25 protein-coding genes and 1 tRNA gene are annotated in these 20,653 nt (G+C 61.2%); 21 read left to right on the top strand and 5 right to left on the bottom strand.

Translation table 11 applies throughout. From position 1 onward, the window contains the following. Nucleotides 1–20: 20 nt before the first annotated feature. Nucleotides 21–359, bottom strand: a complete 339-nt coding sequence (locus M2361_RS11655; protein WP_006218735.1) for a P-II family nitrogen regulator — start codon at nt 357–359, stop codon at nt 21–23. Between the two features lie 761 nt (nt 360–1,120). Here M2361_RS11655 and M2361_RS11650 point away from each other — a divergent pair. From M2361_RS11650 to M2361_RS11595, 12 genes are all read left to right on the top strand, one after another. After that, on the top strand, nt 1,121–1,372 hold the full coding sequence (locus tag M2361_RS11650; RefSeq protein WP_100855156.1) for an accessory factor UbiK family protein: 252 nt from the start codon (nt 1,121–1,123) through the stop codon (nt 1,370–1,372). A gap of 165 nt (nt 1,373–1,537) precedes the next feature. Then, a complete protein-coding gene (locus tag M2361_RS11645; RefSeq protein WP_259249165.1) occupies nt 1,538–3,070 on the top strand; it encodes a YifB family Mg chelatase-like AAA ATPase in 1,533 nt (510 codons plus the stop codon). A gap of 359 nt (nt 3,071–3,429) precedes the next feature. Next, nucleotides 3,430–3,627 (top strand): 50S ribosomal protein L35, encoded by a 198-nt coding sequence (rpmI, locus tag M2361_RS11640; protein WP_006218740.1) that lies wholly within the window; start codon nt 3,430–3,432, stop codon nt 3,625–3,627. Nucleotides 3,628–3,642: 15 nt separating this feature from the next. Next, nucleotides 3,643–4,002, top strand: a complete 360-nt coding sequence (rplT, locus tag M2361_RS11635; protein ID WP_100855158.1) for a 50S ribosomal protein L20 — start codon at nt 3,643–3,645, stop codon at nt 4,000–4,002. 77 nt (nt 4,003–4,079) lie between these two features. After that, the gene (gene pheS, locus M2361_RS11630; protein ID WP_006218742.1) at nt 4,080–5,102 is read left to right on the top strand and encodes a phenylalanine--tRNA ligase subunit alpha; all 1,023 of its coding nucleotides are present in this window, start codon (nt 4,080–4,082) and stop codon (nt 5,100–5,102) included. A 13-nt stretch (nt 5,103–5,115) separates the two neighbouring features. Further along, the gene (pheT, locus tag M2361_RS11625) at nt 5,116–7,533 is read left to right on the top strand and encodes a phenylalanine--tRNA ligase subunit beta (RefSeq protein WP_259249164.1); all 2,418 of its coding nucleotides are present in this window, start codon (nt 5,116–5,118) and stop codon (nt 7,531–7,533) included. Between the two features lie 3 nt (nt 7,534–7,536). Next, nucleotides 7,537–7,878: an integration host factor subunit alpha gene (locus tag M2361_RS11620; protein WP_006218744.1), complete on the top strand. Its 342-nt coding sequence runs from the start codon at nt 7,537–7,539 to the stop codon at nt 7,876–7,878. A 58-nt stretch (nt 7,879–7,936) separates the two neighbouring features. Then, on the top strand, nt 7,937–8,380 hold the full coding sequence (locus M2361_RS11615; protein WP_100855160.1) for a MerR family transcriptional regulator: 444 nt from the start codon (nt 7,937–7,939) through the stop codon (nt 8,378–8,380). Nucleotides 8,381–8,624: 244 nt separating this feature from the next. Then, nucleotides 8,625–8,701 (top strand) — tRNA-Pro (locus M2361_RS11610). A gap of 190 nt (nt 8,702–8,891) precedes the next feature. Beyond that, nucleotides 8,892–9,446: an aspartate carbamoyltransferase gene (locus M2361_RS11605; protein WP_259249163.1), complete on the top strand. Its 555-nt coding sequence runs from the start codon at nt 8,892–8,894 to the stop codon at nt 9,444–9,446. A gap of 105 nt (nt 9,447–9,551) precedes the next feature. After that, nucleotides 9,552–10,334 carry a hypothetical protein gene (locus M2361_RS11600; RefSeq protein ID WP_259249162.1) on the top strand — a complete coding sequence of 261 codons (783 nt, stop codon included), beginning with the start codon at nt 9,552–9,554 and terminating at the stop codon, nt 10,332–10,334. Nucleotides 10,335–10,337: 3 nt separating this feature from the next. Next, nucleotides 10,338–11,159 carry an alpha/beta fold hydrolase gene (locus M2361_RS11595; protein WP_259249161.1) on the top strand — a complete coding sequence of 274 codons (822 nt, stop codon included), beginning with the start codon at nt 10,338–10,340 and terminating at the stop codon, nt 11,157–11,159. 93 nt (nt 11,160–11,252) lie between these two features. Here M2361_RS11595 and M2361_RS11590 read toward each other — a convergent pair whose 3' ends face one another. After that, nucleotides 11,253–11,642 carry a hypothetical protein gene (locus M2361_RS11590; protein ID WP_259249160.1) on the bottom strand — a complete coding sequence of 130 codons (390 nt, stop codon included), beginning with the start codon at nt 11,640–11,642 and terminating at the stop codon, nt 11,253–11,255. Nucleotides 11,643–11,822: 180 nt separating this feature from the next. On the opposite strand from M2361_RS11590, the gene M2361_RS11585 reads away from it, so the two are divergent. After that, complete coding sequence (locus M2361_RS11585; protein ID WP_259249159.1) at nt 11,823–12,737, top strand: PhzF family phenazine biosynthesis protein; 915 nt, start codon at nt 11,823–11,825, stop codon at nt 12,735–12,737. Between the two features lie 278 nt (nt 12,738–13,015). Continuing rightward, entirely contained in the window at nt 13,016–13,450 is a 435-nt protein-coding gene (locus tag M2361_RS11580) for a GNAT family acetyltransferase (protein ID WP_259249158.1), read from the top strand. A 55-nt stretch (nt 13,451–13,505) separates the two neighbouring features. On the opposite strand, the gene M2361_RS11575 is transcribed toward M2361_RS11580, so the two are convergent. After that, nucleotides 13,506–14,459, bottom strand: a complete 954-nt coding sequence (locus M2361_RS11575; RefSeq protein ID WP_259249157.1) for a succinylglutamate desuccinylase/aspartoacylase family protein — start codon at nt 14,457–14,459, stop codon at nt 13,506–13,508. Between the two features lie 257 nt (nt 14,460–14,716). On the opposite strand from M2361_RS11575, the gene M2361_RS11570 reads away from it, so the two are divergent. Both M2361_RS11570 and M2361_RS11565 read left to right on the top strand, forming a co-directional pair. Next, nucleotides 14,717–14,971, top strand: a complete 255-nt coding sequence (locus tag M2361_RS11570) for a hypothetical protein (RefSeq protein WP_259249156.1) — start codon at nt 14,717–14,719, stop codon at nt 14,969–14,971. A gap of 211 nt (nt 14,972–15,182) precedes the next feature. Continuing rightward, on the top strand, nt 15,183–15,773 hold the full coding sequence (locus M2361_RS11565) for a YSC84-related protein (RefSeq protein WP_259249155.1): 591 nt from the start codon (nt 15,183–15,185) through the stop codon (nt 15,771–15,773). A gap of 81 nt (nt 15,774–15,854) precedes the next feature. Here the strand turns inward: M2361_RS11565 and M2361_RS11560 are convergent, their stop codons facing one another. After that, on the bottom strand, nt 15,855–16,088 hold the full coding sequence (locus M2361_RS11560; protein ID WP_100855170.1) for a hypothetical protein: 234 nt from the start codon (nt 16,086–16,088) through the stop codon (nt 15,855–15,857). Between the two features lie 115 nt (nt 16,089–16,203). Continuing rightward, nucleotides 16,204–16,674, bottom strand: coding sequence for an Lrp/AsnC family transcriptional regulator (locus M2361_RS11555; RefSeq protein ID WP_259249154.1), 471 nt, complete (start codon nt 16,672–16,674; stop codon nt 16,204–16,206). Nucleotides 16,675–16,833: 159 nt separating this feature from the next. On the opposite strand from M2361_RS11555, the gene M2361_RS11550 reads away from it, so the two are divergent. From M2361_RS11550 to M2361_RS11530, 5 genes are all read left to right on the top strand, one after another. After that, the gene (locus M2361_RS11550; protein WP_259249153.1) at nt 16,834–17,745 is read left to right on the top strand and encodes a DMT family transporter; all 912 of its coding nucleotides are present in this window, start codon (nt 16,834–16,836) and stop codon (nt 17,743–17,745) included. A gap of 60 nt (nt 17,746–17,805) precedes the next feature. After that, nucleotides 17,806–18,552, top strand: coding sequence for a sulfite exporter TauE/SafE family protein (locus M2361_RS11545; protein WP_259249152.1), 747 nt, complete (start codon nt 17,806–17,808; stop codon nt 18,550–18,552). A gap of 54 nt (nt 18,553–18,606) precedes the next feature. Beyond that, entirely contained in the window at nt 18,607–18,831 is a 225-nt protein-coding gene (locus M2361_RS11540) for a hypothetical protein (RefSeq protein WP_259249151.1), read from the top strand. Nucleotides 18,832–19,174: 343 nt separating this feature from the next. Continuing rightward, nucleotides 19,175–19,387: a hypothetical protein gene (locus tag M2361_RS11535; RefSeq protein WP_006218759.1), complete on the top strand. Its 213-nt coding sequence runs from the start codon at nt 19,175–19,177 to the stop codon at nt 19,385–19,387. 149 nt (nt 19,388–19,536) lie between these two features. Next, a complete protein-coding gene (locus tag M2361_RS11530; protein WP_259249285.1) occupies nt 19,537–20,646 on the top strand; it encodes an AGE family epimerase/isomerase in 1,110 nt (369 codons plus the stop codon). Nucleotides 20,647–20,653: the final 7 nt, after the last annotated feature.

Genomic DNA, 20,653 nt, shown 5'->3' with positions numbered 1-20,653 from the left:
ATGAGTCTTTATTTATTTATTTACAGCGCAGCTTCGCCAGCTTCACCCGTGCGGATACGGATAACTTGTTCCAGGGGCGCGGCAAAGATCTTGCCGTCGCCGATCTTGCCGGTACGAGCAGCTTGCTCGATCGCTTCGATGACTTGATCGACAAGGTGGTCAGGCACGGCCGCTTCGACGCGCAGCTTTGGCAGGAAGTCGACGGCGTATTCCGCGCCGCGATACAGCTCGGTATGGCCCTTTTGACGGCCAAAACCCTTTACTTCGGTAACAGTCAGGCCCTGGACGCCGATCCCGGATAGAGCCACCCGCACTTCGTCGAGCTTGAAGGGCTTGATGATGGCGATGATGAGTTTCATGGCATTTCCTCTCTTGGTTGCACGTTGGCTACGACTATCAAGCAATATCCATGCCATGTTTCCTGGTGCGCGGAATACGGGGTGCAGGCGCTCGAGTTGTGCCTGACTGCACCAATATGGGGCGTCGTGCACCATGAGGCGGCCTCAATTTGGTGCGTAACGTGGGGATCCCAGGGTGTGCAACCAAATATGTTTCAGACTCGGTATTTGTAGCCAGTTAATGCTGCGCCCGTAGCCGTTTGTATGGCGATTTGCATTCATTGGGCTGGCTGTGCGACAAGCGGCGATGTGGCGCGCAGCTATGCGGGCCGGGGCCGCAGGGGGTGCGACGGTGCGAAAAACGGGGGCCGATGCGTGCTCTCAAGCGCCCAAAATTACGGTCATGCGTGATACCAGGGTTTACACGCATCAGCTTGTTGCGAAGCATCACCTGACGAAGAATCAACAAAAGCTCACCTAAATTGGTGAGCAAGCCCGGCGCCAGGCGCGTTGTGGTCGGTGGAACGCTTTGAAGAATAAGTCGCAATTGTTGGTGCAGTGCAAGCAGTCGTCTGACTTATTCGCGTAGTCGATAAGCCAGGCGGGTTGCCCGTAACGATGTTGGTAGGGGGTTGCCGCCATGGCAGCCCGGTTTTCTCCTGTGCTTTGATGGGCGGTCACCGCATGCGGCCCGCCCTTTTTTTTGCCTGGCGTTTCGCTGCCTGCCTGCGACGGGCTGCCAAAGCACTACACTTGAGCCATCAAGAACACGAGAGGCCGCCATGAACAATCGCACCCAGTGGATGGAAGACATCCAGAAGAATATTTCCGACCTGATCGCCCGCAGCCCGGCCGCGGATGTAGAGCGCAACGTGCGCGCGATGATGACGCAGGCGTTTTCGAAGCTGGATCTGGTCACCCGCGAAGAGTTCGACGTGCAAGCTGATTTGTTGGCCCGTACGCGCGCTCGCGTTGATCAACTTTCGGCTCAGGTGCAGCAGATGGAATCGCGTTTGTCCGCATTGGACAAGTGATTCATCGCCAGCCGGTTCGCCGGCTTGCAGTAAAACGACCGCCCTGTGCGGTCGTTTTGCTTTGGCGGCAATGCAGTCTTGATAAGGGACATCATTGTCCCGCTGGGCCTGCGGCCCGCGGGCGGAATTGCCGATACTGACGGTCTTGCATACACGGAGACTGTCTTGACGCTTGCCGTACTTGCCAGCCGCGCGCTTAGCGGCATGCATGCTCACGCCGTCCGGGTCGAAACCCATTTGGGCCCTGGGCTGCCCAGCTTCAACGTCGTGGGGCTTGCGGACACGGAAGTGCGCGAAAGCCGCGAGCGCGTGCGTGCCGCGATTCTGAACAGCGGATTCGATTTTCCTTCGGGACGAATCACGGTCAATTTGTCGCCGGCTGACATTCCGAAGGAATCGGGGCGCTTTGATCTGCCCATCGCATTGGGCTTGTTGCTGGCGTCTGGCCAACTGGCCGCGCCCGCCGGTGGCGACGTGGCGGGCAAGCCGCCTGCGGCTGATCAATCGCTGGCGGATCTGGTGTTCGCGGGCGAGCTATCGCTGACGGGCGCGTTGGTGCCGGTTGCCGCGCCATTGGTCATTGCGTTGAGCGTGGCTCGCGATGCTCCCGGCGCTACGCTGATTTTGCCGGCGGGCAGCGCCGAACAGGCCGCCTGGGTGCCAGACTTGCGTGTCTTGTCAGCGCGCAGTTTGGCCGATGTCGCCGCGCATGCCTCGGGCGCGCAATTGCTGCCCGACGCCATCCCGAAGGCATGGCCACAAGCGCCACCCGGGCCATGCCTGTCGGATGTGCGAGGGCAGGCTGTCGCCAGGCGGGCGTTGGAAGTGGCCGCCGCAGGCGGGCACAGTTTGCTGATGGTAGGCCCGCCGGGGGCCGGTAAAAGCATGCTGGCGGCGCGTTTGCCGGGGCTGCTGCCGCCATTGAGCCGGTCACAGGCGCTTGAGGCGGCGGCCGTCGCCGCCTTGGCGGGCTTGCCGCAGACCCTGATGGGCGAGCCGCCGTTTCGCGCGCCGCACCATTCCGCATCCGTTGCCGCCCTGGTGGGAGGGGGAAGCCGGCCGCGCCCCGGCGAGATCAGCCTGGCGCACAATGGCGTGCTGTTCCTGGACGAATTGCCCGAGTACAGCCGCCGTACCCTGGAGGCGCTGCGTGAGCCGCTGGAGGCGGGCAGGGTGGTTATCGCCCGGGCGTTGCACGCCGCGCAGTTTCCGGCGCGTTTTCAACTGATCGCCGCGATGAATCCCTGCCCCTGCGGTTGGCGCGGACATCCCGTGCGGGCCTGCGTATGCCGGCCGGACCAGGTCGCTCGTTATGTAGGCAAGATATCGGGGCCACTACTGGACCGTATCGACTTGCATGTCGCGCTGCCGCCGTCGGATCCCGAGTCGATGGCGGGGCCGGCGGGAGAGGCCTCGAGCCATGTCTCCGAGCGCGTGCGGCGATGTCGTCAGCGCCAGCAAGACCGCCAGGGCAAGCTGAACGCCGCGTTGAGCGGCGCGGAGCTTGATCAGTACTGCGTGATGCAGGCAGACGCCCAGGCGCTGCTGTTCCAGGCCATGCGTCGTCTGTCCGGGTCCGGCCGAGCCTTGCACCGCGCATTGCGGGTTGCCCGTACGGTCGCCGATCTGGAGGGGGCGGACGTGCTGGGTGCCAGCCATGTCGCGCAGGCGGTTCAGTACCGCCGGCCGGGTTTGTAAGGTTGCTTGGAAGCCGGGCTGAGCACCCGCCTCGGGTTATTCCGTATTTCGGCTCGACAACCGCCCGGAAATCACCATATAATCAAAGGCTTTCCCGGATCTGGGCTGCTTGTTTGCCAAGTTCCAGGAAGGAAGCCCTGGGAGAAATTCCGGGCAAGCGGCAGCGCTGTAGGTCAGGCGTTGCCGGTAGCAGTGCATCAGTAGAACCCCAGCAGTACCCCAGCAGTACCCCCAAGAAGTGGCAACAGGTCTACAAGTTTTGCCGTTGTGTCGGTACCAGCCTTTGGGCTGTCAGCCACCTGCGTCAAGCACCTCGCGTCATGTCAAATCAACTACGAGTTTAAGTTTAGGGAATCATCATGCCCAAGATGAAAACCAAGAAAAGCGCTTCCAAGCGCTTTAAGGTTCGCGGCAGCGGCTCCATCAAGCGCGGTCAGGCGTTCAAGCGCCACATTCTGACCAAGAAGACCACGAAGGCCAAGCGTCAATTGCGCGGCTCGACGGCCGTTCATGAATCCAACGTGGCCTCCGTCAAGGCCATGATGCCTTTCGCTTGATAAGGGAGATCTAATATGCCTCGCGTCAAACGCGGCGTAACTGCCCGCGCACGTCACAAAAAAGTCATTGCCGCCGCCAAGGGTTACCGTGGCCGCCGCGGTAATGTGTTCCGTATTGCCAAGCAAGCAGTCATGCGCGCTGGCCAATACGCCTACCGCGACCGCCGTAACAAGAAGCGCACGTTCCGTGCTCTGTGGATCACGCGTATCAACGCTGCTGTCCGCGAACATGGCGTCAGCTACAGCGTGTTCATCGCTGGTCTGAAGAAGGCTTCGATCGAACTGGACCGTAAGGTTCTGTCCGACCTGGCCGTGCGCGACAAGGCCGGCTTTGCCGCCATCGTGCAACAAGCCAAGGCTGCCTTGGCTGCCTGATCGCGCGCTTTAACTCATCGCGCATCGCTGCAAACGGGGCTGTAATAGCCCCGTTTGCGTTTTGAAGGCTGGATTTCATGACTCTATTGGTTGACGACCTGGTCTCCCAGGCGCAAGAACGGTTCGCCGCGGCTACGGATGCCGCCGCGCTTGAGAACGCAAAGGCTCGATTCCTGGGTAAGGAAGGCGCACTGACGGTGCTGCTGAAAGGCCTGGGCAAGCTCGATCCCGAGCAGAAGCGCGAGATGGGCGCCCGGATCAATCAGGCCAAGCAACAAGTCGAAGAGCTCTTGAATTCGCGCCGCGCCGCATTGGCGCAGGCGGAACTGGATGCCCGACTGGCCTCAGAAACCATTGACGTCACCCTGCCGGGCCGTGGTCGCGCGCCTGGAGGCATCCATCCGGTGATCCGGACCTGGGAACGTGTGGAAGCCATCTTCCGTTCCATTGGCTTCGACGTGGCCGACGGCCCCGAAGTGGAAAACGACTGGACCAATTTCACCGCATTGAACAACCCGCTGGACCATCCGGCGCGTTCCATGCAGGACACGTTCTACGTCGACATGAACGACGCCGACGGCCTGCCGCTGCTGCTGCGCACGCACACCAGCCCCATGCAGGTGCGCTACGCCCGCATGCACAAGCCGCCCATCAAGGTGATCGCACCTGGGCGCACCTATCGCGTCGACAGCGACGCCACGCACTCGCCCATGTTCCACCAGGTGGAAGGGCTCTGGATCGCCGAGGACATCTCGTTTGCCGATCTGAAAGGCGTGTACACCGATTTCCTGCGTTGCTTCTTTGAAAGCGATGATCTCGTCGTGCGTTTCCGTCCGTCGTTCTTCCCGTTCACGGAACCGTCCGCCGAAATCGACATGATGTTCACCTCGGGTCCCAACCGTGGCCGCTGGCTGGAAATTTCCGGCTCGGGCCAGGTACACCCCGAAGTGGTGCGCAACTTCGGCCTGGATCCCGAGCGTTACATCGGCTTTGCCTTCGGCTCCGGACTTGAGCGCCTGACGATGTTGCGCTACGGCGTCAACGACCTGCGCCAGTTCTACGAAGGCGATTTGCGCTTCCTGCGCCAGTTCAACGAATAACAGACGGCTGATCATGCAATTTCCCGAATCCTGGCTGCGTACGCTGGTCAACCCTCCGATCGCAACCGACGAACTCGCGCACCGGCTTACCATGGCCGGCCTGGAAGTCGAAGACACCGCGCCTGCCGCACCGCCCTTTACCGGCGTGGTCGTGGGCCACATCGTTGAGATCGCTCCGCATCCCGACGCCGACAAGCTGCGCGTCTGCCAAGTGGACGATGGCTCTGGCGAACGCCTGCAAATCGTGTGCGGTGCACCGAACGCGGCTGCCGGCCTGAAGGTGCCGCTGGCCCGCGTGGGCGCAGAACTGCCCGGCGGCATGAAGATCGGCGTCGCGAAAATGCGCGGCGTGCAATCGTCGGGCATGCTGTGCTCGGCCCGCGAGCTGGGCTTGTCGCAAGACCACGCCGGCCTGTTGGAACTGCCCGCTGACATGGTGCCCGGCCAGTCCATCCGCGAAGCGCTCGATCTGGACGACACGCTCTTCACGCTCAAGCTCACGCCCAACCGCGCCGACTGTCTGTCGATCCTTGGCGTGGCGCGTGAAGTGGCCGCGCTGACGGGGGCTCCGCTATCCGTGCCCACGGCCGTTGCCGTGCCCGTGCAGCTTGATGAGCGCCTGCCCGTCAAGATTGAAGCCCCTGATCTGTGCGGCCGTTTCGGCGGTCGCGTGATCCGCGGCGTGAACGCCCGCGCTGCAACGCCCGACTGGATGAAGTCGCGCCTGGAGCGTGCCGGCCAACGTTCGCTGTCGGCCTTGGTCGACATCTCGAACTACGTGATGCTTGAGCTGGGCCGTCCGTCGCACGTGTTCGATCTGGACAAGATCGGCGGCGACATCTCCGTGCGCTGGGCGCGCGAAGGTGAAACGCTGGAACTGTTGAACGGCCAGACCGTCGCGCTGGACCCGAAGGTGGGCGTCGTCGTCGCTGGTGATCAGGTGGAAAGCCTGGCCGGCATCATGGGCGGCGAAGCCACCTCCGTGACGCTGGACACGCAGAACATCTATCTGGAAGCCGCGTTCTGGTGGCCGCAAGCCATCGCCGGCCGCGCGCGCCGCTACAAGTTCAGCTCAGAAGCCAGCCATCGCTTCGAGCGTGGCGTGGACTACGCCAGCATCCCCGAACACATTGAATTCATCACGCGCCTGATCGTTGATATCTGCGGTGGCCAAGTCGGCCCCTTGGACGATCAGATCGTCAACCTGCCCGCGCGTCCGCCGGTGCGCATGCGCCTGGCGCGTTGCCACCGCGTGCTGGGCGTGCCCGTCACGCAGGAGCAGGTCGCGAAGATTTTCGCCAGCCTGGGTCTGGAATTCACCGTCGAAGGCGATGACTTCATCGTCAATCCTCCGTCGTACCGATTCGATCTTGAGATCGAGGAAGACCTGATCGAGGAAGTGGCTCGCATCTACGGTTTCGAAAGCATTCCCGACGTGCCGCCGATGGCCCGCGCCAAAATGTTCTCGCAGCCCGAAGTGCATCGCGGCGCGCACGCGCTGCGCCGCCTGACCGCCGCGCAGGATTACCAGGAAGTCGTCAACTACAGCTTCGTCGAAGCCGACTGGGAACGCGACTACGCCGGCAACGACACGCCCGTGCGCCTGGTGAACCCGATTGCCAGCCATTTGTCGGTCATGCGTTCAAGCCTGATCGGCGGTTTGGTCGCCAACATCCGCCACAACGCCAACCGCAAGCAGTCGCGCGTTCGTGTGTTCGAACTGGGCCGCGTCTTCATGCGCGACGCCGACGCGCAAGATGGTCCCCTGGAAGTTGCAGGTGTGCGCCAGCCGATGCGTTTGTCGGGCGCTGCCTGGGGCCCGGCCGTTGAAGAGCAGTGGGGCATTGCCACGCGCCAAGTCGATTTCTTTGACGTGAAGATGGATGTCGAGGCGCTATTCGGCGCACGCGGCCGCCGCTTGCGTTTCGAAGCCGCCGCCCATCCGGCACTGCATCCGGGCCGCAGTGCCCGCATCGAACTGGACGGCAAGCAAGTGGGCTGGATCGGCGAACTGCATCCGCGTTGGGCGCAACAAGCCGACTTGGCGCATGCACCTGTCGTGTTTGAGCTGGACGTGGACGCGCTGTCTGAAGGTGAGCTGCCCCAAGTGCGCGAGCTCTCGCGTCAGCCGGTGGTGGTGCGCGATCTGGCACTGTGGGTCGACGCATCCGTCTCTACGCAATCGATGCTGGACACCGTGTTCGCAGCCGTTAAGGCCGATGCCCAACTGGCCGTTGTGCAGGACGCGCGCGTGTTCGATGTGTGGCGAGAGAAGGCCCATGCCGGCGAGCCCGTCACGGAGAAAAGCCTTGCTTTCCGTTTCTGGCTACAGGACACTGAAGTCACCCTGGACGAAGCTCGTGTGGCGGATTGCCTGTCCCGCATCAAGGATGCATTGGTCAGTGCCCACGGCGCGCGCCAGCGTACATGAACCATGGGGAACAGTATGCTTGCTGCCGAGCCACGCACCCTGACCAAGGCTGAGCTTGCCGAACTGCTCTTTGAGCGGGTCGGCCTGAACAAGCGCGAAGCCAAGGACATTGTCGATACCTTCTTCGAGGAAATCCGCGACGCTCTTGCGCGCGGAGATTCCGTCAAGCTCTCGGGTTTTGGCAATTTCCAGGTGCGCGACAAACCGCCGCGCCCGGGCCGCAACCCCAAGACCGGCGAGACCATTCCCATCGCCGCACGCCGCGTGGTTACGTTCCACGCGAGTCAAAAACTCAAGAGCGTGGTGGAGCAGGCCACCCCTGCTGCACCCGACGCCGCGGAGTGATACGCTTTGTCGGTAATTGTTATCGGCACCCGGCTTACTCGCGGCATAAAATTCGCTTATGACACGTACTGAATCCACCGTTACGCTACCGCCCATTCCCGCCAAGCGTTACTTCACCATTGGTGAAGTCAGCGAGCTGTGCGGCGTCAAGCCTCATGTCTTGCGGTACTGGGAGCAGGAATTCACCCAGCTCAAGCCGGTCAAGCGGCGCGGCAACCGCCGCTACTATCAGCACCACGAAGTGCTGCTGATCCGCCGCATCCGTTCCTTGCTGTATGAACAAGGCTTCACCATCAGCGGCGCACGCAATCGCTTGGGCGACGCGCGCGACATGCCGCACGATCAAGACGCAGCGGTGCGCTTGTCCGGTGCCGAAATGCAAGGCTTGCGCAACGAACTCGCCAACGTCTCGACGATGTTGGCCGATGCTTTGGGCTTGCCTGCGAACGCGACCAGCTCCGCCAACACCGCAAGCAACAGCAACGTTGGCACCGCGGTCTGAGCGCTGAGCTGATCTACCGCGTCATCGTCGTCAAAGATCTTCCGACAGTACGCAACATCCGCAACGCGCGCCGCTGATCCAGCAGCGCGCGTTGCACATCGCAGTGCCTTTGCGCGTCATGCGCCGTCTGGTATGTAGCTGATGCAAGCGACGAACATGAGGCGCAAATTTTTTTGAGTATTCAGCACTTTTTTTGCACCAATCCGTGCAAACAATTTTTTGTTCTGCTATACTCTTTTTCTTTCGGGGCGTAGCGCAGCCTGGTAGCGCACTTGCATGGGGTGCAAGGGGTCGCGAGTTCGAATCCCGCCGTCCCGACCAGCAATACCCTAAGGGGGTTAGTGATGAAAATCACTAACCCCCTTTCTCATTGTTGGCGCATTCCGGGTACGTTGCTCTACTGTTGTCGGCGCAATACCGTCAACGCAGGCGGGTGATCATTGGTGCGTGTGATCATTGGTGCGTGTAATACCGCTTGCTCAGCATTGCGACAACTACCCGGAGATCAAGAATGCGAAAGCTAATTGCCGTGGCACTCGCTTTTTCTGCCTTGATTGGTTTTGCTCAAGCGCAGAACACCGATTCGTCGCCGATGGATCATTCCCCGATGGACCATGCCGCTCACATGAAAGTGAAGGCTGACGCGCAGCGTCAGACAGAGGTTTCCGAGCGGGGCAAAGATGTGATGCCTTTCAGCTTGTCAGCCACTACCCATATTTTCATCAAGAATGCGGACGGCGGCGTTCAACGAGTGGTGGCGAAGGATGCGTCAGACGCTGATCAAGTGGCGCGGATTCGGCAGCATTTGCAGGAGATCCAAGCGCAGTTCTTGAAGGGAGACTTCTCGGGTCCGAGTCACATCCATGGTCAAAACATGCCGGGATTGGCTGAACTGAAGGCCGCCAGCCCTGGGCAACTCGACATTGCCTACCAAGACCTCAAAGGTGGAGCGCAACTGACATACACAGCGAAAGAAGCGCCCCTGGTAGGTGCGTTGCACAAGTGGTTTGATGCCCAGCTTTCTGACCATGGCAACGATGCGGTCGACGCACATGAATCCCATTGACTGACCGGTTTCCCTGCGTCAGTTGGAGCCACCATTGAATCCCAACGAAAATCACGGACTCTGGTGTAACGTATCGCTCCATCTCAGTCCCCCAAAGGCAAGCCTGTGGCTAGCAAACTCGCTGGAACTCAGTTCATCGCGTTGACCTTCAAAGCCATCCGTCAACAAGGCCGTCGAATGATGGCGACCGCGCCTGGGTCATTGGCCGCGTTCATCGTTACGCTGCCTTTCGCGTTGCTGTTGTCCAACTCCGCGGGCACGATGCAGTTTGTGTTTCTACTGCTGGCCATGGTGAACCTGCTGGCGTTGGCGCGGGTGACCTTTGCCTGGCTGGGGATGCTTGTTGGCCGGGATACTGCCGCGTCACAGCTTGCGCGAGGCAGCAACGCCGAGGCCAAGCATCTGGCTTTGCTGGTGCTCTTTGTGGTCGTGGTGGGCGCGTTATTGCGGGCGTCCGCTGATATCCCAATATTGCTTTACTTCGCGATGAATGGCGTGGGCGATGCCGGATTCTTCATCGCGCTGTTCATTGTGCTGGGCTTGCTTTGGATACCGTTTGTGTATGGTGGCGCGGTGGTGGCGTTGAGTTGGGTGCGTGCCGTTGCGGCGGGTGAATACGGCTTCAAGGCAATGCGCGATGCCATGCGTTTCAAGCGTTGGCCCTTGGTCACTGCGCTGTTTGTCTTGCTTGTGTTCGTGGGCTTTACCAAGACCATGGTGGCGGACGTGGCGCGTTACCCGACGACGTCTGGCGTTGGGTTCAGCGTAGCCGGCATGCTGATCAGCATCGGCATGCTTGTAATCGTGACGGTAATGTGCGCGGTGGCCTATCGCGAGTCCGTGCCGCAAACAGCCGATACGGCGGGCGATCCCGCCGTGGTTGCGTGAGCCATGCGTACACAACATCAAATCCCTTGCGGGGGTGCGACGCTTTTTGCGGAAGCGGAGGGTAGCGGCGACCCGGTCGTGTTCTTGCACGCCGCCATTTGCGACCGCCGCATGTGGGATGTGCAGATGTCGGGCATTGCGGCCGGCAACAAGGGCATTGCGTATGACCGGCGTGGCTATGGGAAGACGCATGCCGTGGCAGAAGACTATTCGGCGGTTGCGGATTTGATGGCGGTGATTGATGCGTTGGCGGACGGCAAGCCGGTGATCTTGGTTGGATGCTCGCAGGGGGCGCGGGTGGCGCTGGACGCTGCGCTGCTACATCCTTCCCGCGTGCGGGGGCTGGTGTTGATTGCACCGACGGTGCCAGGCGCGCCCGAGCCGGAGTTTCCGGCCAACGTCAAAGCACTGATGGCGGTGCTGAAGCAGGCCGAGGCCGACGGCGACAAAGATCGCATGAACATGTTGAAGGCGCGGTTGTTCCTGGACGGGCCTTGTGAACCGGAAGGGCGCGTAGCGGGCGCTGCACGTCAGCGCTTTCTTGAAATGAATGCCGCCATATTGCAGTCGCCGTATGGTGGAGTAAGCCTAGATGATTTGCCCACCTACGGGCGTTTAAATGAGATCCGCAAGCCGGCGCTGGTGATGTGGGGTGACTGCGATTTTCCACATATTCAGGCACGAAGCCGTCAGGTGGCGACGATGCTGGCGAACGGCACCGGTCAAGCCTTGTCCGGCACGGCCCATTTGCCCAGCTTGGACCTGCCGGCCGAATTGACCTTCGAGATCTTGGCGTTCATCCATCGCATCGCCAATCAGGCCTGAGCGCGCGCTACAGGCTTCAGCGTTTCAGGTTTTAACCCTGTAGGCTTTAGCGCCTCGGCCTCGGCCACGGCCTAGGCTTCAGCGCATCAGGCATCAGCGCTTCTTGCCCGCGCCGCGCGGCATCGGCGCCAGTGGGGTTCCGACGTGCGAGGCCAGCCAGTGTTCGATCTTGTCGTCCCGGCGTGCTGCCCAATCCTTGCCTAGTTCCAGCACCAGCATGTTGCGCGTATCGCCAAGGTCTTGGCCCGGTTCCTTCTGGAACATGGCGCGCCAGATTTCCGAGGCCACCATATCCGTCGTCAGCAAAACGCCTATACCCTTGGCGTCGATCCATAGCGGCGCGGCGCGTTCATCCACGTGCTTCTTCAGGTTTTCAAGCTGCTTTTGGGCGAGAGAGGCGTTGTCTTTGGACGCCGCGATCAAGATGAGGTATTGCCGGTGGCCGATAACGGGTTCGTCGGCGTCGCCAAAAGGGTTTTCCATGGTGCATTCCTTGCAGGAGTAAAGCGCGCTTCGGGCCGCGAGGACGGCCCAGGAGGACAGGGTACTCGACCTGCGCGCGCGCCGCGCTGTTATGGCGAAAGTCGTGGCTTTCTGTGCCTGTCGCAACCCTTGCACCGGCGCGCATACTCTTGCCATTCACATGCCTACGAGAGACCTTTGATGCGCTACCGCTACGTGACGGCCGATGTATTCACCACGCAGACCTATTGCGGCAACCCTCTGGCTGTCGTGCTGGACGCCGAGGGGCTGGATGGTGCGCAGATGCAGCGCATTGCCCGCGAATTCAATTACTCGGAAACCAGCTTCGTACTGCCGCCGAAAGATCGCGCCAATACGGCCTGGGTGCGGATCTTCACGCCTGATCGCGAGGTGCCGTTCGCGGGGCATCCGAATGTGGGTACCGCAGTGGTGCTGGCGCGCGAAATGGTCGCGGCGGGGCGCCCGGCGCCGGACGCCTTTGTGTTTGAAGAGGCTGCGGGCCTGGTGCGCATCGCCCTGCGGTCGGGCGCCAAGGGCGTGGAAAGCGTGGAGCTGCAAGCGCCACAACCGTTGTCACGCGCCAGCGAAGTCTCGGCCGCGGACCTGGCGCGTGCGCTGAAATTGGAGCCGTCCGACATCGAGATGTCCGAGCATGCGCCGCAGGTGGTGTCGGTGGGTTTGATATTCCTGGTGGCGCAGTTGGCCAGCCGCGACGCTTTGCGTCGTGCGTCGCCGGATTCGAACGGCTACGCGGCGCTGTTGCCGTTGGATGGGGCGAAGTCGATCTACGTCTACACCACTGACACCAGCGGCAACACGGTCGACTCCCCGACCGATATCCAGGCGCGGATGTTCACCGGCCGCATGACGGAAGACCCCGCCACCGGCAGCGCCACGGCGGCCGTCACGGCGCTGCGCGCAGCGTTGCGCGGGCGCGGGAAGTTGGAATTGCGCGTCGGGCAGGGGGTGGACATGGGCCGGGCCAGCCTGTTGCTGGCGCATGCCGAACCCCGCGCCGATGGTGTATGGGCTGGCGTGGCGGGTCACGCGGTGGTGGTGATGGAAGGGACCTTGCCCGCGCCGGAGCTGCGCTGAATCCACCTTGATTGCGCGCAAGGGCCTCGTGTATGCTGGCCCGCATGAACGCACTGCATTTTTCTCCCGCATGCCGGGCAGGCAACCGACGAGTCACTCGACGCTTATGTTGAGTGGCTAGTCACGTCAAGGCGCCGCGTTTGCGGCGCTCTCCCTTGAAGGCCACGATACCTCTCGTGGCCTTTTTGTTTGCAGGGTCTGTGGTGTGCAGATTGCCTGCCTTGATACGCACGAGACGGTTCGCCAGGCCTTCGTTTTCCTCGCTACAGGAACGAAGCATGACTATTCAAGCATTGGCCATCCAGCCCTATCACCCCGCCGATGAGGCCGCCCTGATCCAGTTATGGCGCGACTGCGGGTTGACGCGCCCCTGGAACGATCCGGTCAAGGACATCGCGCGCAAAGCGACTGTGCAAGCCGATCTGTTTTTGGTGGGCAGGATTGACGGCGCCATCGTCGCGACGGTGATGGGCGGCTATGACGGGCATCGCGGCTGGGTGAATTACCTGGCGGTGTCGCCGGCGCATCAGCGGCGAGGCTACGCCACGGTGCTGATGCATGCCCTTGAAGCTCGCTTGCTCGCCATGGGCTGCCCGAAGATCAATCTGCTGATCCGTTCGGGCAACCTGGGCGTGCAGGGCTTCTACAAGAGCCTGGGCTTTCAACTGGACGAGGTCGTGAGCCTGGGCAAGCGCCTGATTCCGGATATCTAAGTCGGATACCTAAGACGGATATCCCAGACGCGCCCAGGGATGCGGCTGCCAGCGTTTAGATGGGGACCGTCAAATAGACCGCTTCGCGGCCAACGATCGGCATGCGCGTGGGCATGAAGATCGTGCAGTGGTCACACGGCGACCGAATTTCCTCGGCGCCGTTCGTGGCTATCAACTCGCCTTTGTCGAAGGTCTCGAAGCCAATGACCGGGCGGGCGAAGCGGAAGTCTTCAGACTTCACCATGTGCACTTCAAGCAGGCGGTAGCGCTGGGGCACGGGCGGGGGCGCGGCGTCCTGGGGCGCATCGATCAGGCCGGTGTGGGCAAGGAAGCGCAGCGTCACGTCGGTGGCCAGTTCAGCGGCCGAACGCGCAAAGTGCTGGCCGCATTCGACCACCAGCGCACCACCGCTGTCGGACGACGGGTCACCATGGTGGCCATAGCCCATCACGCCCGTGCCGGGAAACTTGTGCTGCGGCATGACCAGATGCACGGCGGGGGCGCCCACCGCGGCAGCCAACGCGGTGTTGCGGTCCATCTCGTTGTAGACCCAGAAAGGTTGCACCGGCGCGCGGGTCGAGTGGATGTCCAGCACGAAGTCTGCTGCGTCCAAGACCGGCCGCAACTCGCGCGCCCGGCGCAGTTCGGGGCTGTCTTCGGCACCGTCCAGCATGGCTGCGGACCAGATGCGGTTCAAGTTATGGACAAGCTGGCGGTTTTCGTACGGGTTATCGATGTCGAAGGCCTCATAGGCTTCGACGTGGGCAAAGCTGACCGTCAATGTGCCGATCTTCGGCCGCACGCCGTTGTCCAGCAAATGGGTGGCGGCGACCATGCCACAGATTTCGTTGCCATGCGTGATGGCGTTGATCAGTACGTGAGGGCCGGGCACGCCGGACTCAAAACGATGCACATACGGAATGCCGGTGTTGCCCTCGCGGTATGCCGATAGGTCGCGGGGCAGGATTTCCAGGGGGGCGGTGTCGGGTTCGAAAGCAGTGGGTTGCATGGGGATGTTTGGCCTCTTGTTGAACGTTGCAAATATACCCCTGGGTATCGCGCTCTGGTCCATCGTGCTTTTTTTTGAACCGCAAAAAATAATGAAAACGGCGCGAAAAGGGCGGAATTTCGCCGCTTGAGATGTTGTGCAAGATGCGTCAGTACTAGGCGAAATAGTGCGCCATAACCCGTTGAAATGACTGCTTTTCAGCGCCAATATTTTTTGGCATATTGCGCGCGGTGAGTTCGATTTCAGGAGCGAAAAGAATGGGTTCGGTGCCGCAACGGCATATCGATGGTTTTCAAGTCGGTTGTGAAATCGTAAGCCTGGATGCGGGCGTGTTGGCCATCGAGATAATCGTGAGCCGGGTAGGCAATGACGGTGGACAGCAACGCTGGTCCCTGCCGCGTTTCGTCACGTTTGCCAACGCCGAGGTGGCCAGGCGTCATGCGGAACTGGTCTTGTCGGGCATCGTGTCCGTGGATGTGGCGACGGGCGAACCCCGCTACGGCATTCTGTAGTGATGTAGCACCGGTAGGAAAATGCCCTACCAAATGTTGCCGTGTGATTGGGGGTGATTTCTCGCCCGCAGGCGCATGGTTGTTGAAGAAGACCCGCCTAGGTCAGGGCGGCAGCAGGTAGGTTTTGTTTCGTTTATCACAATCCGATGCCGTGGCCCGGCGGGTTTGGCCGGTACATTGGGGGCGGATGACAAAAATAAAGGAGAGTTCCATGCTTGATACTTTTCCTGTCCTGCGTCGTGTAGGCATTGCGGCGGCTATCGGTGCGGCAGGCCTGCTGTTTGCGGGTTGCACCACGACTACGCCAAAATCTTCCGCATCAGCTACTGAAAAGCGCGATTCGATGAATAGCGCGGCCAATGCAACCCTGACCAAACTCTACGAGGCATCGCCGCAGTCCAAGGAATTGGTGGCGCGTGCTAAGGGCGTGCTGGTGTTCCCTGATGTCTTGAGCGGCAGCTTCATTGTGGGCGCCGAGCATGGCAAGGGTGTGCTGCGCGTGGGCGGGACCAACGCCGGCTACTACAGCACGACGGCGGGTTCGATCGGGTTTCAGGCTGGCGCGCAATCCAAGGCCATGGTGTTGTTGTTCATGACGGATGATGCATTGAACAAGTTCCGCAACAGCAGCGGCTGGACGGTGGGTGCGGACGCCACGGTGGCGGTGGTGAACATCGGCGCGAACGGCCGCATCGACACCAACACGGCGCAGCAGCCGATTGTTGGCTTCGTGATGAATAACGGCGGCCTGATGGCTGGGGTTTCGCTGGCGGGCACCAAGATCTCCAAGCTCGACTGGTAAGATCTTTCCCCATGAAAAAACGCCGCGGATTTTTCCGCGGCGTTTTTATTTTGGCTCGGCTAATTCGCCAAGCCCACGACATCAACCGATCAGGTTGTCGCCGTTACTGCGCACGGCGCTTTCGCGTTGGATTTCAGCTTCTTCGATGTCGGGGTCCAGGCCGCGCCATCGCAGGATGCGACCGCGTTCGGGCTCGGGTTCCCAACCCAGCATGCCGTAGCGCGTGATTTCGGTTTCGCCTGTGTCGAATTCGACTTCAAAGTAACCCTGACGATCGGGTAGCGTGCTGCCGGGGGACCATTCTGTTTCGGGCATGGTTGCTCCTTGCTAAGCGATGGGAGGGAAGGCCGGCGCACATGCGGCGCCGACGCAATCATTGTGCGGGTGCCCGCTGGATCCCGCAAGCTTGCCGATCACGTGGCGCCAGCCATCAGGCAAGCGGCACGGCGGTGGTGTAGAGCACTTGCTTCAGCGCAAAGCTTGAACGGATGCTGGCAACGCCCGGAATGCGCGTGATGTGCTCGACGATCAGGCGTTCCAGTGCATCCACGTCCGGCACCAGCGCGCGGATCAGGTAATCGGCATCGCCCGACATCAGATAGCACTCCATGATTTCCGGCAGCACGGCAATTTCGCGTTCGAAGACATCCAGCGCGGCCTTGCGTTGCTTGTCCAGCGAGATCTGGATGAACACGTTGACCTTTAGCCCCAGCTTGCGCGCATTCAGCAGCGTGACCCGGCGGTCGATTAAGCCATCGGCTTCCAGGCGCCTGACACGGGCCAGGCAGGGCGACGCAGACAGGTTGACCCGGGCAGCAAGCTCGACATTGGTCAGGCGTGCGTCGCGTTGAAGTTCGTTCAGGATTCGGATGTCGGTTGCATCCAGATTGATTTCCGGCATAAGTCACCTAGCTTTGTCGATTGGCAGCGCATTCGTGCTGAGGTAGGAGTTTATCGGAGTGCATTCAGGTGAAATATGCTGGGGTTTACCCTATAGACTATTCCTTCCTTTTGCTAATCGGCAAAAGCACAGAATATTCAAGCGGTAGAGCAGGCAGTGATGAGTCAGCAAAGTGCGTTGCGCAGGTTTTTGCCCTTGGCGGGTGCGGTCCTGATCTGGGGCGGCAATTGGCCCGTCATGAAGATGGGGCTGGCGCACATGAGCCCGCTTTGGCTGGCGGCCAGCCGTTTTGGATCGGCGGCGCTGATCAGCATGGTGGTACTGGGGATGTTGGGGCGATTGCGCTTGCCGACGCGCCAGGAATGGCCGCTGGTGGCGGGCGTGGCCATGCTGCAAATGGGCGCGTTCACGGCGTTGGCGCTGTGGGCGCTGCAATACGTGGCGCCTGGCCGCGCGTCCGTCATTGCGTACGCCACGTCGATATGGGTCATTCCGTTGTCGGCACTGATTCTGAAAGAGCGCTTGAGCGCGGGCCAGTGGCTGGCAACGGCGCTCAGTTATGCGGGCATAGCCGTGATCGTGGCGCCCGCGTTCAGCCCGTGGCAGGCGCATACGGCGATCGGCCTGATCATGCTGCTGGGCGCCTCGTTCGCGTGGGCGTGCAACATCATTCAACTGCGCGGCAGCCGCCATGTGCGCTTGGGCGCTGACATGATTCCCTGGCAGACCGCGCTGGCCACGCTGCCGTTGGTTGCGCTGGCCTGGATGCGTGACGGCGCACCCACCTTCCTGACCGTGCCGGACGCCTGGCCCATTATTCTGTACACGGGTCCGTTGGCCACCGCGCTGACTTTCATTGTGGTGCTGGGCATGACGCAAAAGATGCCGCCCGTAGCTACGTCCATTGCGATGTTGTGCGTGCCGGTCATCGGCTTGGTCGTTTCGTCGGTGGTCTTTCATGAACGCATTTCGGCAGACCTGGCGTTGGGCCTGTGCTTGATCGCCGCAAGCGTTGCGGCATCCGCCGTGGCGGCGCGCATGAAGCGTCCGCTTGCGCTGCGGCCGTCTTAGAACGCTTTAGAATGTCGTGCGCCGGGCGGGGCCTGGCAACACCTGTAGGTGCGCGGCAGAATGGACTCGTTATATGTATTGGTCGTGGTCGGTGCGGTGGCTGCCGGCTTCGTGCAAGGGTTGTCAGGGTTCGGCTTTGGGTTGGTGGCCATGTCATTCTGGGCGTGGACGATAGACCCCCGATTGGCGGCGGCGATGACCGTGTTCGGTGGGCTGACCGGCCAGTTGTTGGCTGCATTCACCGTGCGCCGAGGGTTTTCGTGGTCGAACCTTCTGCCTTTCGTAGCGGGCGGCCTGGTGGGCATACCTGTTGGCGTGCAGCTCTTGCCGCATCTGGACCCGGTGATATTCAAGGCCTGTATTGGCGGCTTGCTTGCGGTCTGGTGCCCGCTGATGTTGTTCGCCACGCGCTTGCCGCGCATCACGGCGGGCGGCAAGGTGGCTGATGGGGTGGTAGGCGCGATGGGCGGCGTCATGGGTGGCATCGGCGGCTTTACCGGCGTGATCCCAACCCTGTGGTGTACCTTGCGCGGTTTTGATCGCGACGTGCAACGGTCGGTGATCCAGAACTTCAACCTGTCGATGCTGGTCGTGACGATGGCGGGCTACCTCTACACGGGCGTGGTCACGCGCGACATGCTGCCGCTTTTCGCCATCATCTTGCCGGCGATGCTGGTGCCCACATTGCTGGGCGCTCGCTTGTATGTGGGCATCAGCGATGTGACGTTTCGCCGCGTCGTGCTGGGCCTGTTGACGCTATCGGGCGTGGCGCTGCTGGTCTCTTCGGTGCCCAAGCTTTTGACGTAGCCAGGCGGGCTTGACGGGCATGCTATCGTTTACGCCATTGAAGAGAGAATTAGCATGGCATTGCATCGTTTCCAAAAAGGCGAACTGAGTCACTGGCTGCGCATCGTGGCCGACAACTGTGAAGCTGACGCCGCTAAAGCTGTGGTGCCCGCTGAAATTTCGCAGGCATTGCAGACCTTGCGCTGCATCGAACCCGGCCCCGATGGCCGTTGGTTGATTACCGAAAAGGGCAAGCTTGCCCTGCGCATGGAAGAACCTGGCGCCATCCACGTGCGCTAAGCGCGTCCACGCAAGCGGCATTCCGTCGGACGCTTGCAGCGCTTTTCTTTCAACCCCCTGAAATCTTTCTGCTTGCTGCGCATTGAAGCAAGATGCGTGGAATTGCCGCATAGTTTGCGAATGTTTTCGTCCTATGTCGCACTTCAGGGGGTATTTATGGGCCAGTACGGGAATCTCCTGAGACGGAATGTGCGATTTGGCATCTTCCGGACGTATCGCGCACCTTTCGTCGCCAGTAAGATGAACTTGCGTGACGCTTTCAGGTCTATTCATTTCGCGGGAATTTGCTCCCGCAACGTCACGCGTGGTTCACGCGTTTAGGTAACCGACTGGGAGGTAGCACATGCAGCATCGTGACCAGGAAGTACTGATCGACGTTTCCACGGCGGCCATGGATACCGGCGGATATGGCGTCTTGCTGACGGTAACGGCCGAGGGCGGCACCGAGGTGGATGCCGCGTTTTCCCACTTGGGCAACTGCGCTTCGTTAGACGAAGCACGTGATCGCGCGGAAATATTCGCGCAGAACTGGGTCGAGGAAAACATCTTCCGATAGGGCATAAGCGCCCTGGACGAAGCTGATCGGTTGGACCGGTCTGTGCTTGCATGAGGCTTAGGAAAATACTCAAAAAATTGCGACGAAATTTTCGGTTATCGTTGCTGCTCCGAAACCTGGAGCCCTTTTCGGGTATGCGTCGTTCCAAGATGACTGCCGCACAGACCACTCTTACTCTCACGGAACATGCCCGCGCCTTGCGGGCGCATTTTGGCTCTGTGATCCTGCCTTTGTGGATGGGGCCGGGCTTCAATCAAACCCTGAATCTGCCCTACGAATCGTTGGATGCCGCAACGGGTCAACCGTTGGCGCCCACGCGATATCGTGCGATGGCTTGCGCGCGGCAACTGTATGTATTCGCGCAGGCGCCGGGCGAGCAAGCCGGCCTGCATGCCGACCGGCTGTTCGATTCGCTGTGCCGCGTGTTTCGCAATGAACTCGGCGGGTGGCTGTACAGCGTGGACGCGGATGCGCAGCCCTTGGATGACACGCAAGATCTTTATACGCACGCTTTCATAGTGCTGGCCTGCGCGGCGTATTTTCCGCGCAGCCGCAATGCCCAGGCGCGCAAGCTGATGTTGTCGACGGCGGCCACGATCGAGTCGCGTTTCAAGACAAATGATGGGCTGTACCACGCGGCGCTAAGCGCGGATCTTCTGCACCCGCTGAAAGCCCCGGCGCAGAATCCCATGATGCATCTGACTGAAGCGTACCTGGCTGCCGCGCAAGTGGCGGAGCCTGCGCTGTTTTCCCAGCGTTTGCGTGCGCTGGCACAGGGCGTCAGCCAGTTCTTCGTGCATGGACCCACGCAGTGCATTTCCGAGGCCTTGCAGGGCTCGGCCGGCAATCGGCTGGAGCCCGGGCATCAGTTCGAATGGTTGTCGCTGGTGCATGGCGCGGCTGAGGTGTTCGAAGGCCTGGAGCTGGTGGAATCCTTGCCGCGTGCCATGCGGTGGTCGCGCGAGCACGGCGTGGATGTGGACGGCCCGGGTGTGGTGGCGTCGTTGGACGAGTCGGGCGTGGTCATTGATGCCACCCGGCGGATCTGGGCGCAAACGGAATACCTGCGGGCGTTGGCGGTGTTGGGCGATTTGCCCGCCCTGGCGTCGGGGCTTGCCAGTTTCCGCGCCCGTTTCCTGCACGACGGCGGGTGGTACGAGTGTCTGGACAGCCAGGGAGCGGTGGTGCGGGCCGATATGCCGTCGACGTCGCCATACCATTTGGCGACCTGTCTCGCGGCGTTACCAAACGTTGTTTAAACGCTCA

Origin of the sequence: Achromobacter sp. JUb104, assembly GCF_024806975.1 — a bacterium.
In the GTDB taxonomy this organism is placed as follows: Bacteria; Pseudomonadota; Gammaproteobacteria; order Burkholderiales; family Burkholderiaceae_B; genus Achromobacter; species Achromobacter spanius.
The sequence above is the reverse complement of the archived record's forward strand: the minus strand, read 5'-3'. Positions and strand labels throughout refer to the sequence as shown.

Coding starts and splice junctions, on each gene's coding strand:
- M2361_RS11655 (WP_006218735.1), bottom strand. CDS start 359: ATGAAACTCATCATCGCCATCATCAAGCCCTTCAAGCTCGACGAAGTG.
- M2361_RS11650 (WP_100855156.1), top strand. CDS start 1,121: ATGAACAATCGCACCCAGTGGATGGAAGACATCCAGAAGAATATTTCC.
- rpmI (WP_006218740.1), top strand. CDS start 3,430: ATGCCCAAGATGAAAACCAAGAAAAGCGCTTCCAAGCGCTTTAAGGTT.
- rplT (WP_100855158.1), top strand. CDS start 3,643: ATGCCTCGCGTCAAACGCGGCGTAACTGCCCGCGCACGTCACAAAAAA.
- pheS (WP_006218742.1), top strand. CDS start 4,080: ATGACTCTATTGGTTGACGACCTGGTCTCCCAGGCGCAAGAACGGTTC.
- pheT (WP_259249164.1), top strand. CDS start 5,116: ATGCAATTTCCCGAATCCTGGCTGCGTACGCTGGTCAACCCTCCGATC.
- M2361_RS11620 (WP_006218744.1), top strand. CDS start 7,537: ATGGGGAACAGTATGCTTGCTGCCGAGCCACGCACCCTGACCAAGGCT.
- M2361_RS11615 (WP_100855160.1), top strand. CDS start 7,937: ATGACACGTACTGAATCCACCGTTACGCTACCGCCCATTCCCGCCAAG.
- M2361_RS11605 (WP_259249163.1), top strand. CDS start 8,892: ATGCGAAAGCTAATTGCCGTGGCACTCGCTTTTTCTGCCTTGATTGGT.
- M2361_RS11595 (WP_259249161.1), top strand. CDS start 10,338: ATGCGTACACAACATCAAATCCCTTGCGGGGGTGCGACGCTTTTTGCG.
- M2361_RS11590 (WP_259249160.1), bottom strand. CDS start 11,642: ATGGAAAACCCTTTTGGCGACGCCGACGAACCCGTTATCGGCCACCGG.
- M2361_RS11585 (WP_259249159.1), top strand. CDS start 11,823: ATGCGCTACCGCTACGTGACGGCCGATGTATTCACCACGCAGACCTAT.
- M2361_RS11580 (WP_259249158.1), top strand. CDS start 13,016: ATGACTATTCAAGCATTGGCCATCCAGCCCTATCACCCCGCCGATGAG.
- M2361_RS11575 (WP_259249157.1), bottom strand. CDS start 14,459: ATGCAACCCACTGCTTTCGAACCCGACACCGCCCCCCTGGAAATCCTG.
- M2361_RS11570 (WP_259249156.1), top strand. CDS start 14,717: ATGGGTTCGGTGCCGCAACGGCATATCGATGGTTTTCAAGTCGGTTGT.
- M2361_RS11565 (WP_259249155.1), top strand. CDS start 15,183: ATGCTTGATACTTTTCCTGTCCTGCGTCGTGTAGGCATTGCGGCGGCT.
- M2361_RS11560 (WP_100855170.1), bottom strand. CDS start 16,088: ATGCCCGAAACAGAATGGTCCCCCGGCAGCACGCTACCCGATCGTCAG.
- M2361_RS11555 (WP_259249154.1), bottom strand. CDS start 16,674: ATGCCGGAAATCAATCTGGATGCAACCGACATCCGAATCCTGAACGAA.
- M2361_RS11550 (WP_259249153.1), top strand. CDS start 16,834: ATGAGTCAGCAAAGTGCGTTGCGCAGGTTTTTGCCCTTGGCGGGTGCG.
- M2361_RS11545 (WP_259249152.1), top strand. CDS start 17,806: ATGGACTCGTTATATGTATTGGTCGTGGTCGGTGCGGTGGCTGCCGGC.
- M2361_RS11540 (WP_259249151.1), top strand. CDS start 18,607: ATGGCATTGCATCGTTTCCAAAAAGGCGAACTGAGTCACTGGCTGCGC.
- M2361_RS11535 (WP_006218759.1), top strand. CDS start 19,175: ATGCAGCATCGTGACCAGGAAGTACTGATCGACGTTTCCACGGCGGCC.
- M2361_RS11530 (WP_259249285.1), top strand. CDS start 19,537: ATGACTGCCGCACAGACCACTCTTACTCTCACGGAACATGCCCGCGCC.